The sequence below is a fragment of the Seonamhaeicola sp. ABD4_340 genome, from assembly GCF_056312135.1.
Window position 1 is genome coordinate 3040394 of sequence record NZ_CM149981.1, and the last position, 13304, is coordinate 3053697.

General features: G+C 35.9%; 1 protein-coding gene. It reads left to right on the plus strand.

What is annotated here, in order from left to right:
* Window positions 1–174 precede the first annotated feature (174 nt).
* On the plus strand, window positions 175–13287 hold the full coding sequence (locus ACYX4H_RS13085) for a T9SS type B sorting domain-containing protein (protein WP_476236734.1): 13113 nt from the start codon (window positions 175–177) through the stop codon (window positions 13285–13287).
* Window positions 13288–13304: the final 17 nt, after the last annotated feature.

The following is a 13304-nucleotide window of genomic DNA, read 5'->3' on the forward strand; positions in this document are numbered from 1 at the left end:
TTTATGTTTTATTCTTAAGAAATTTTAACGATATTTACATCGACAAAAGACAATAATAACAGCTTAATTGTAATTTTTTTATAGAATAATCTTACGGTTAATCATGTTTAGATTTAAATAAAAAATAGACATTTTCATTTTAACGCCCCTTAAAGTGGATTAAAACGCCAGCCCATGAAAAAAACTACTTATGTAAAAAGTATTGGCATCTTTGTAATTCTTATGCTGTTTTCTGCAAAAATATTTGCACAAAATTACCAGCCATTTACTCCAAGATTTAACCAAGATTTAAAAGGCGATATTGTTTTAATTGGTAACAATATATTAGGGCCAAATAATAACGCGTTTAATAACAATTCTACGTACAACCACAATGTTAACATGCGCTATATTGATATTGATGGAGACCCATCAACATTCAGTTCCTCTAGCGCAGACCTCGTGATTGATAATGCAGCTTGTTATAATATTATTCATGCAGGTTTATATTGGGGTGCAGTAAATAGAGGTAGTGCACCTATAAATCAAGTAAGATTAAAAGGTCCTACAGGTAATTATCAAGATATTACGGGTACTGTAGTTTATAATGCCGGTACATCATCAGTTGATGGAGGAGATAGTTATCCTTACGCATGTTATGCAGATGTTACTAATATAATTACAAGTTTAGGAACCAATTTAGGTACATACACAGTTGCAAATGTTTCATCTGCACAAGGAAGAACTCGCAGATTTGGAAATAACACAGGGCATTCTGCGGGATGGTCTTTATTTATAGTTTATGAAGATCCAACGCTTACAGGAAAATCTATTACAAGTTTTGATGGGTTTAGCGCTATTAGTATAGCAGGAGGAAATCCAACTTTAGATATTCCTGTTTCTGGTTTTAGAACCGTTCCTGCGCCAACACCTGTACGCGCAAATTTTGCCTTTGCAACTTTAGAGGGTGACAAGGCAATTAGGGGAGATAGATTAAGACTTAATGGTTCTATATTATCATCGGCAGATAGAGGAGCTAATAACTTTTTTAATAGTTCTGTTACACAACTTAGTGCTACTCCTGTAAATAACAGGGTGCCTAATAGTACAAATACCTTGGGTTTTGATACAGGTATAATGGCTGTACCTAACCCTAGTAACTCTGTAATAGCCAATGGTGCTACTTCGGCTACTGTTAGGTTAGAAACATCAGGTGATACTTATTTTCCGTATTTCTTCGCTTTAGCTGTAGATATTATTGAACCCAACATTGTTTTAACTAAAATTGTTGAAGATGATTCTGGTAATAACATTGGTGGGCAGGTTGTAAACTTAGGTGATGAACTTAACTACGTAATTGGATTTCAAAATACAGGAAATGATAATGCTACAAATTTAACTATTAGAGATGTTTTACCTGTAAATATTGTATTTGATTATCCATCAGATATTGTTTCATTACCACCAGGTGTATCAGTTCAAAGTTATGATCCCGTAACTAGAGAAATAATTTTTCAGGTAGAAGATTATGTTGTTGAAGAATTTGATCCAGTTTCAGAAATTAGATTTAGAGTAAGTGTAGTTTCAAATTGTAGCCTTTTAAATGATGCATGTTCAAATGTGGTTAATAACCAGGCTTACGCAACGTACGCGGGGACATTAAACCCTAATTTTACAATTTCTGATGACCCAAGTATAAATTCTAATACGGGTTGTTTATTAACCCCAGGCGCAACTACTTTTTTAGGCGATTTAAATTGTGAGTTTAGAGAAGAAGTTATTTTATGTGGTGATAATGTTGTTTTAACAGCAGGTGATGGTTATGATAATTACACATGGTCTACAAGTACATCTGTTACTGTTATAGGTAGAAGTCAATCTATTACAGTAACAGATGTTGGTACGTATTATGTATATAATGAAGCTGTAGCACCATGTCAATCTATTGTTCAAATTTTTGACGTTATAACTTACGGAGCAGGTGTGCCAAATCCTGTAATACCGTTTGCAGACCAAGTTGTTACATGCCCAAATGATGGTAAAGAACTACCAAACTTCTTTTTATGTGGTGCAAATGATTTTAGAGATATTGAAACAGGTATTACAGATACCTCATCTATGATTTGGGAACGTTTAGATGAATCAAGCTGTTCTGCAGTAATAAATCAAAACTGTGCCAATGAAGATGCTGCTTGCTCTTGGATACAAGTTGCTACAGGGCCAGATTACACAGTAGATACCGTTGGTCAATATAGATTAACATTAAATTATACAGGTGGTTGTTTTAATCAATATTATTTCAATGCTTATGAAAACGTACTAGAACCTACAGTAAACTCAAGAGATATTATTTGTAATACGCCAGGTGAAATTGTTGTTGGCGGCATACCAAGTGGTTATGAGTTTAGTATTGATAATGTTAACTATCAATCAAGTAATACATTAAGCGTAAATACAGCAGGTATTTATACAGTATATATTAGGCAAGCGGGTGTTTCGCCAAATCCATGTATATTTGAAGTACCTGATGTTCAAGTAAGAGAACGAAATTTTTCAGTGTCAACAACAGTTACACAGCCACTATGTCATGATGATTTAGGAAATGTAGTATTAGCAGCAAACGATGCTAGACCACAATATTTCTTTTCTATATACCAAGGTGCAACTTTAGTTAATAGTGTTGGCCCAATAACTGAAAATAATTACACATTTAGTAATTTAAATCCTGGTACTTACACTGTAAATGTTTCTACTGAAGATGGTTGTACACACACCGAAGATATTGAAATTATTCAGCCTCCATTATTAACAGCAACGGCAGCAATAACACAACCATTAACATGTACCAATGGCGAAATAACAATATATCCAAACGGAGGAACAGCACCATATTTCTACTTTATAAACAGCACAACAGATTTTCAAACAGTACCAACAATTGATGTTGATACGGCAGGAACATTCAATATTACAGTTGTAGATTCTAACAATTGTACCGCTGAAGTTTCTATTGATATTGATGCAATATCGCCTCCTGAGTTCACTATAAATACATCTGATATTTTATGTGCTGAAGATGTAAATGGCGGAAGCATAAACGTAAATGTAACTAATGCCAATGGAAACACATTACGTTATAGTATTGATAATGGTTCAACGTATCAAAATTCACCAACATTTTCAGGTTTAGCCGCAGGTTCTTATGATGTAATGGTTGAATACACTTTTGGAAATGATGTTTGTGAAACCATATCGCAAAATGCTACAATTAATGCCGTAAACGCTATAGATGGTATAGCAACACTAACAACTAATTATACTTGTACTACAGATGGTGTTATAACAGTTTCTGGTGTAACAGGTGGTACAGCGCCATATATGTATAGTTTAAATGGTGTAGTATACCAAACAGGAAATACTTTTAATGGATTAACTAACGGTAGTTATACAGTAACAATTAGAGACGCCAACAATTGTACTTTTGTTACAGCACCAGTTAATATAGATCCTTTAGATCCTCCAACAAATTTAGACTTTAGTCATACAGCATTAAGTTGTCCTGCAAATACAAGTACAGTAACTTTAACAGCCACAGGAGGAACACCTGCTTTAGAATACCAAATTACATCACCGGCAAGTGCAGCTACAGCATATCAATCTGGGAATTCATTCTCAGGTCTAGCTCCAGGTTCGTATACTTTTCAAGTTAGAGATGCTAATAACTGTGAGTATTCTGAAACATATATTATAGATCCGTTACCTCAGCTATCAGTTGTAGGTCAGGTTATTGAAAATATTAGTTGTTTTGGCGCAGCAGATGGTGAAGCGCAATTTACAGTTTCAAATACTACATCATTTACATATACAGTTAACGGAGGAACTGCCGTAGCAGGAACTTCTCCAATAAATTTAACAGGATTAACAGCGGGTAATTACACTGTTGAAATTACTGATACTGTAACAAATTGTACAGCTTCAGATACCGTTACAATCAATGGACCAAGTGCTGCATTGTCAATGTCTTTAAGTACAGATCCGCTTACTTGTGTGTCTGGTGGTAGTGTAACTATAACAGCAACTGGTGGTTGGGGCAATTATTCGTATCAATTAGAGCAACCAAACAGCACTGTAGTTGGACCACAAAATAACAATACATTTGCTAATTTAACACAATCAGGAACTTATACCGTTAGTGTTACTGATGCTAACAACTGTACAATTACAGATACGTTTAATCTAAACGCTCCAATAGGGCCAACTGCTACTATTGATACCAGTTCAGATTACTGTTATGACGCTAGTAATAGTGCAACTATTGTGGTTAATGCTTCAAGTGGAAACCCACCATACGAATACAGTGTTAATAGCGGACCTTATACGTCTAATAATACATTTAATAATTTAGCTCCTGGAAGCTATAATATTGTAGTAAGAGATGCTTTTGGTTGTGTGTTTGCATTACCAACACAGGTAATAGCTGATGAATTAGCTTTAGATGCAAATTTAATTAAAGGTTTAGATTGTTCTACAACACCTGATGCATCAATTTCTTTAGCTCCAATTGGCGGAACTGCACCATTTACATATGAAGTTAATTATAATGGTGGTGGTTTTACAGCTATAACAGGAACACCTTCACCTTATACAGCAACAGCAGCTGGTACTTATGAAATTAGAATTACAGATAATTTTGGTTGTGAAGCTACTTCCACAATTACTGTTAACCTTATAAGTAATCCAACAGCAACTGAAACTATTGTGAATCCTACTTGTAGTGGAGATGCCAATGGATCGGTTCAAATTATTGCATCAGGAGGTGCTGGTCCTTATGAATATAGTTTTGATGGCAGTAGTTTTTCATCAACATCATTATATGATAATTTATTAGCAGGTACTTATACGTATGAAGTTAGAGATGCTAACCAATGTATTGGCACAGGTTCTGTAACATTAACAGCTCCTTCAGCATTAACAACAACAGCTAGTGCTACATCATTTAGTTGTAATACTTCAAACGCACCACAATCAGCTACAATTACGGTAAGTGTTCCAACTACAGGAACAGCACCTTATCAATACAGTTTTAATGGTTCAGGTTTTAATTCAAACAACACATATACTGTAAACGATAATGGAAGCACTCAAACTATTAACTATACAGTTAGAGATGCTCAAGGATGTACCTTTACAGATTCGGTTACTTTATCTCCTTTAGATCCTCCAACAGCATTAACATTAACTGCAAGCGCTGTTACCTGTTCTGCAACAACTAGTAATGTTAATGCAGTAGCAACAGGAGGTTTAGGAACTTTAACTTATGAAATAATAGCGCCTTCAGCTGCAGCAGCATCAAATACTACAGGTAGTTTTACTGGCTTAGCTCCAGACACCTACGTGTTTAGAGTAACAGATGCTAGTGGTTGTTATTTTGAAGAATCATTAATTATAAATCCGGTAGTAAATATTGGTGTAATTGGTGTTTTAGATAGTGATGTAAGCTGTAATGGTGGAAATGACGGTGCATTAACATTTACTGTTTCCGATTTTTCTAGTACATATAGTTACACAATTAATAGTGGAACACCAGCAACTGGTCAAACTGCTACAACAATACCTTTAACAGGTTTATCTGCGGGCACATACACTATTGATGTAACTGATGAAACTACAGATTGTACAGCTACAGCAACAATATCCGTTAGTGAGCCAACATCAGCTTTATCATTTACAGCAACAGCTACTAATGTATTTTGTACAAATGATCAATCTCAAATTACTGTTACAGCAACAGGAGGAACTCCAAATTACAGATATGCAGCTGTAGTATCTGGTGCATCAGCACCTTCGGCGGGCGCTTACATATCAAGTAATGTAATTACTGTTGATACTAATTCAGCCACTGATTTAGTTTGGGATGTTTATGTAAGAGATATAAACGACTGTGAATTGATGCAGTCTGTAACAATAATTAATGATAATCCGCCAACTTTAGATCCAATACCACAACAATGTTATGATGGAAGTAGTTTTAATGTAACTCTATCAGGCACCGTATTTGTTGGTACAGCAGAATACAGTATGGGAAGCGGTTATCAAGCAAGCCCAACTTTTACAATAACAAGTGCAGGAACCTATACATTTAGCATTAGAGACGGAAATGGATGTACTGCTACTCAAACATTAGTAGTTGAGCCAAATTTATTAGCCAGTGCATTGTTAACAAAAGATTTAACCTGTTCTGTTCCTGTTGATGCTACAATAGATGTAACTATATCAGGTGGTACAGGTACTTACACTAACTATGAAGTATCAACCGATGGTGGTACAACTTACAATCCCGTAATTCCAACACCAGCGGGCGCATCTTTTACTTATACAACAGCAACTGCTGGTAATTATGAATTTAGAATAACAGATTCAAATTCATGTCAAATAACAACAAACAGTGTAGCAGTTAGTGCTCCTGTAAATCCAAGTATAACAAGCGTTACTCAAATAACCGATGTATTATGTAGTGGTGAATCAACTGCATCTATAGATGTTGTTTATGATAACACACAAGGTATACCACCATTTACAATTAACGTGAATAATGATACTACAGGTACTAATTACGGTACACAAACCAGTGGTCTAACTGCGGGTACATATACAATTACATTAACTGATGGAAATGGTTGTACAGATACAGATACAATAACAATTAGTGAGCCTAATCCAATATCAGTTTCACACACGGTAACACCTATTACTTGTGGTGCAGGAGGTGTATCATTAGGAGAAATTGTAATTAATTCTGTTACAGGTGGCACACCTAATTATAGCTATCACGTAACAGGTGTTAACGGTTATGATGTTGAAAGAACAAACCAAACTGGAACAACTTCAGTTTTTGAAGTAGTAGATTTTGGTATATATGAAATAATAATTACTGATGCTAATGGGTGTACAGCTATTGTACAAAACATATTAGTTGCATCTCCGCCAGATGATTTAGATATTACTGTAACCTCTCCGCCAGCAGATTGCTCAACGGGTGGTGAAGCTACTGTTGGAATAGGAACAGCAACAACGGTAACAGGTACGGGGCCATTCTATTTTGCAATTTACACAGGGCCTGGAATGACTTGGGATGGTATTGTTGGAGGTTCTGCTACTTGGCAATTAGGAACAGGATCACCTGCATCAACTACATTTACAAATTTAATTCCTGGTGCCTCATATACATTTATAGTTTATGATGATGATACAAAATGTTATTATTTTGAACAATCAACTATTCCGGTACCAACTAATTCAACATTAACAACAACCGCAGTTGCATCAAATAATGTTACTTGTACAGGTAGTGCCGATGGTAACGTGAGTTTTGAAATAAATAGTATTTATAATACTGATACACCAGTTAGCTATGAAATTTATGAAACACTTTCTTTAGCCACTACAGGTGTAACAGGCACAGGCCTTGTTCCTTCAAATGGTACATTAACAGTAAGTAATTTAGGGCCATTACCTTTTGGTGATTATATTGTAGTTATTACTGAAACTGGTACAGCTGAAAACGCTGGTTGTAGTGTGGTTACAACAAACTTCCAAATTACAGAGTCCGCTATTTTATTAGCTGTAACTGCAAATGCAACAAGAAACGAAAATTGTAATGAGTTAGGTGTAATTACCGTAACTGCGCAACATGGAACTGGGCCTTATGAATACCAAGCTGTTGCAACAGGTTCTGGTATTCCTGTTACATGGGTAGGTACAAATTCATTTAATTTAGCAGCAGGAACTTACGATCTTTATGTTAGAGATGCTTACGGTTGTATACAGTTTGATACTGAAACAGTTATTAGAGATGCTGATCCAACATTAGACCCTATTCCGCAGCAATGTTTTACAGGTTCTCCATTAAGTATAACGCTTTCAGGTACAGTATCGGTAGGGCCAGCTTCATACAGTATGGGTGGAGCTTTTCAAAATAGTCCAACATTTAGTATTACAACACCAGGTACTTATACATTCACAATACAAGATGCTAATGGATGTACAGCAACACAAAATTTAGTTGTTGAACCACAACTTCAATTATTAGCAGAATTAACAAAAGAATTAGATTGTACTACAACACCAGACGCAACCATTACGCTTACACCATCTGGTGGTACAGGAACTTATACTACTTTTGAAGTAGATTACAATGGTGGCGGATTTGTAGCTATTGGAGGTTCGCCTTATACAGCTGTGGCTGCAGGAACATATCAATTTAGAGTTACAGATAGCCAAGGTTGTACCGCTTTATCAAATGTAATAACTGTTGATGCTATAACCAACCCAACAGCTTCAGAAACACATATTGATGTAAGTTGTAATGGCGGAAGTGATGGTAGTATAACAGTTACGGCTTCGGGTGGTGTTGGTCCTTATGAATATAGTATTGATAATGGTAGTACCTATCAAACATCAAATACATTTACTGGCTTAAATGTTGCTGGTAATACATACAACGTAATAGTAAGAGATAGTAAAAGTTGTACATCTAACGTTATTGCTGTAGATCTAATAGAACCATCAACAGTTACAGCAAGTTTAACGCTAACACAAGGCTTAACTTGTGGTACATCAAATACAACACAAGCAGCTGTTTTAACTGCCACAGGTAATAATGGTACACCACCGTACATGTATAGTTTTAATGGTGGTACATTTACATCAACCAACACATTCACAACAAATACAGCAGGTTTAGTATCTGTTGTAGTTAGAGATGCTAATGGTTGTTTAAGTGCTGCGGCTACTGAAACAGTACCTGCTTTAGATCCGCCAACAGATTTATCATTCTCGTCAACACCTATAACATGTTCTGCTACAACAAGTGATGTAACAGTAACAGCTACTAATGGTGTAGCGCCACTTAGTTTTGAAATTATTTCTCCTGCTAGTGCTACATCTAACACTACCGGTGCATCATCTGGTGTATTCACGGGATTAGCACCTGACGTTTATGTGTTTAGAGTTACTGATGCTAATGGCTGTTATTATGATGAGTCTTTTACTGTTAATACAGTTGAAAATATAGCTGTAATAGGAAATTTAGATACTAATGTTAGTTGTAATAGTGGAAATGACGGTGCTGTTACATTTACAGTTTCAGGTTTTTCAGGTACTTATAGCTACACAATTAACGGAGGTACAGCAGTAACGGGTGTTTCTGGCACAACAATTCCTTTAACAGGTTTAGTTGCTAACACGTATACCATTGTTGTCACAGATGAGATTACTGATTGTACTGCAACAACCAATGTTGTAGTTACAGAACCTACAGTGTTAAACCTTACTGAAACTTCAAACATTAATGCTAATTGTAATATTGATGCCCAAGTTACTGTTGAGGCAACAGGAGGTACAGCACCTTATACTTACGCATTTGTACAAGACGGTGTTGCGCCAATAGCTACTGATTATACATCGAGCGATTCTAGAGTATTAGATCCAACAACAAATACAGATTGGGATATATATGTTTTAGATGCTAACAATTGTATGTTTATGATAGATGTAGTTGTTGCTACAGATCTGTTACCATCGGTAACAGTGCCAACATTTGCTTCAAATCAATGTGATCCATCTGGTCCTTACTCGTTTACGGTTACAAGTCCTACAGGAATTGCTCCTTTTGAATATAGCATTGATGGCGGATTGTCATATCAAACTAGTCCAACATTCTCTGTGAATACTGCAGGTACTTACACTGTAACAGTACGAGACGGAAATGGCTGTTCAATTGACATACCAACAACTATTGAGATTTACAATGGTTTAAATATAACACCAACAGTTACAGCATTACCATCATGTAGTAATAATGATGGTGAAATAACGGTTACAGGCGCAGGTGGATCTGGTACATACTCATACAGTATAAGCCCGAGTGCAGGTATTACTTTAACAGGTAATGTATTTTCTGGTGTACCATCAGGAACATATACCGTTACAATTACCGATCTTGTTACATCATGTACCACAAATGTAAATGTAGAATTAGAAGCTGCTACACCAGTTACGTTTACAACAACAGCTACTGATGTGTCTTGTGCTTCAGGAAGTGATGGTACAATTACAGTAAATTTAGATGCTACAAATGATAATCCAACATATTCATATGAAATTACAGCGCCAATTACAGTAGCGCCTCAAAGTTCAAATGTATTTACAGGTTTACCAGCAGATACTTATACGGTACAAGTTACATCAGGAAGAAACTGTGTTGCTACAGCAAACGTAATTATAAATGAGCCTGCTATATTAACAGCATCAGGTACTGCAACAGATTATAGTTGTACAGCTTCAAATGTTGTAAATACGTCTACATTAACAATTACAGAAACAGGAGGTACTGCACCATACATGTATAGTATTGATGGTTCAAACTATTTCACATCAAATTCATTTGATATTATTGATACCGGAAGTGTTCAAAATATTGATGTATATGTTAGAGATACTAATAATTGTATTGCTACAAATACAGTAACTATAAACCCGTTACCAACTTTAACAGCGGCTACAGTTACTGAAGCAACTCCAATAGACTGTAATAATACAGGAAGCGTAACAATTAATGTTACTGGTGGTTCTGGTAGTTTTGAGTATGTTATGTTACCAAGCGGAACACCTCAAGCATCAAATACATTTAGTGTTATAGCTCCAGGCGACTACTATTTTGAAGTACGTGATTTAACTACTAGTTGTACAATAACAACAGCAGCTTACACAGTTGCCCCTTACAATACTATTGAAGCTACTGCAACAGCAACAGCATCTGTTACTTGTTTTGGTGATGTAAATGGTACTTTTGAATTAAATGTTACTAATTACACGGGTAACTACACGTATGAAGTTTTTGATAGCAATGATGTATCTGTAATTGCAGCAACTCCTGCAAATACATCAACAAATCCACTTTCTGTAACAGGACTAGCTGGTGGTAATTATTATGTAGAAGTAACAGAAACAGATAGCCCTTTTTGTAGTACAACAACTAATGTGTTTACAATAAACTCTCCTGCAAGTGCACTAACATTAGTAGCTTCAGAAGATGCTAATGTAACATGTGATAATGATAAAGGAGCCATTACAGCAGTAGCTAGTGGAGGTTGGGGAAGTTATGAATACGAATTAACAGGAACTGCTACAGTTGCATATTCATCAAACCCAACTTTTACAGGACTTTCAGCTGGGGCTTATACTGTTAATGTTCGTGATGCCGGTGGGTGTATAGCTTCATTCAATATAACTTTAAATCCTCCAACTCCAATAAATGGTACTATTACAGCAACACCATCACCATTAGCGTGTTTTGGTGATGATAATTCAACAATTACAGTAAGTGGTGTAACTGGTGGGCAAGGAGCAAACTATTCATATACATTAAATACTATAGCGCCAACAGCAAGTAATTCTGGTCCGCAATCATCGCCAGTATTCACAAATTTAGCAGCTGGCACGTATAATGTAACAATAACTGATGGTTATAACTGTACGTTCACAACAACAGATGTTGTTATAGCACAACCACCAGTAATTGAAACTAGTTTAGTAAAAGCTACCTCGCAAACATGTACAACCAATGCTACTTTAACATTAAGTGCAAACGGAGGAACCGGTTCTTATGAATATAGTGATACAGAAACCTTTGCAACTGTAATAGGTACGTTTACAAGCTCAGTAACTTTTGCGGTAACGCCTGGTGATTACATGTATTATGTAAGAGATGCAAATGGATGTATTTCATCAGTTTCAAACCAAATAACTATTGATCCGTTACCTCCTTTAACCCTAGCGGTAGATGATACTAACGCAACCATTAATTGTGCAGGTGACACAACGGGTGTAATTGTGGCAGTAGCCGAAGGTGGCTTAGGTAATTACGTTTACACGTTACAAGATACTATGGGTAACGCTATACCAGCAACACAAGATAGCCCAGGAGTATTTACTAACTTAGGTGTGGGAGATTACCAAGTACATGTTGATAGTGGCGATTGTTTATACACATCTGCAACTGTTAGCATAATAGAACCAAGCTTACCTTTAGAAGTTAGTTTTGATGTTACAGATGTAACCTGTAATGGTGAAAACAACGGTATTTTAGAAATTATTGCAACGGGTGGTACAGGTGTTATTAAATATGCTATTTCACCACAATTGAATCAATTTTTTGATGAGCCAATTTTTGAAAACTTAGCCCCAGGAAATTACCAAGCAATTGTACAAGATGAATTAGGTTGTTTCGTGTTATTTGATTATGTAATTAATGAGCCTGCTCCAGTTTTAATTTCAATAGTACCAAACTCTTTATCTCCTGAAGTTTGTGAAGGCGATATGGATGGTGAATTTAGTATAGACATTTCTGGTGGTACCTTGCCGTATAGTGTAGCTTTAGATGATATTAACGGAACATATACCACAGGAAGCGCAACACAAACACGATTTGATTTTACAAATTTAGAAGGTGGAGATCATATAGTTTACATTACTGATGCTGAAGGTTGCGAATCTGAATGGAATATAGCGTTTCCAGAATCTGTAGCATTAAATCCTGAAGCAACTGTTGCATATTGTACTGATATTGCCGATGCTACAAGTAATACTGTAACCATAACAATTGATGAAAGTATTGATGCAAATGAGGTTGATTACTCACTTGATGGTGTAAACTTCCAAACTAATAACGTGTTTGTTGATGTTGCTCCAGGAACAAATCAATCTATTACTGTTAGGCATTCAAACGGTTGTGAGCAACTTGTTTTCTTTGATGTTAATGACTATGATCCGTTAGAAATAGCATTATCTGATGGTGAAATTAACGAAATCATTGCCCAAGCAAGTGGTGGTGCTGGAAACTATGAATACGCTGTTAGACGTGTAAATGAGGTAGATTATGAACCTTACCAAAACACAGGCTCATTTGTAATTTATGAATCTGGTGAATACACTGTAACTGTTACAGATAGTAACGGGTGTGTTGCAACAGCTACTAGGTATTTTGAATACATTGATATTTGTGTACCAAACTACTTTGTACCAGCAAATGGTGGTTGGGGTCCTGGTTGTGTTACACAATACAAAAACTTAACCTTTGATATTTTTGATAGATACGGACGTAAAATAGCTACTTTAAATGTAGATGACACATGGGATGGTACTTACAATGGTAAAGAATTACCAACAGGAGATTATTGGTACTTAGTTAAGCTAAATGATCCTAGAGACGATAGAACTTTTGTAGGCAACTTTACATTATATAGATAGTTTTAAAAACAAAAAAC

What these genes read in the sequence shown, in the direction of transcription:
- ACYX4H_RS13085 (WP_476236734.1), top strand. Translation starts at nt 175, where the DNA reads ATGAAAAAAACTACTTATGTAAAAAGTATTGGCATCTTTGTAATTCTT.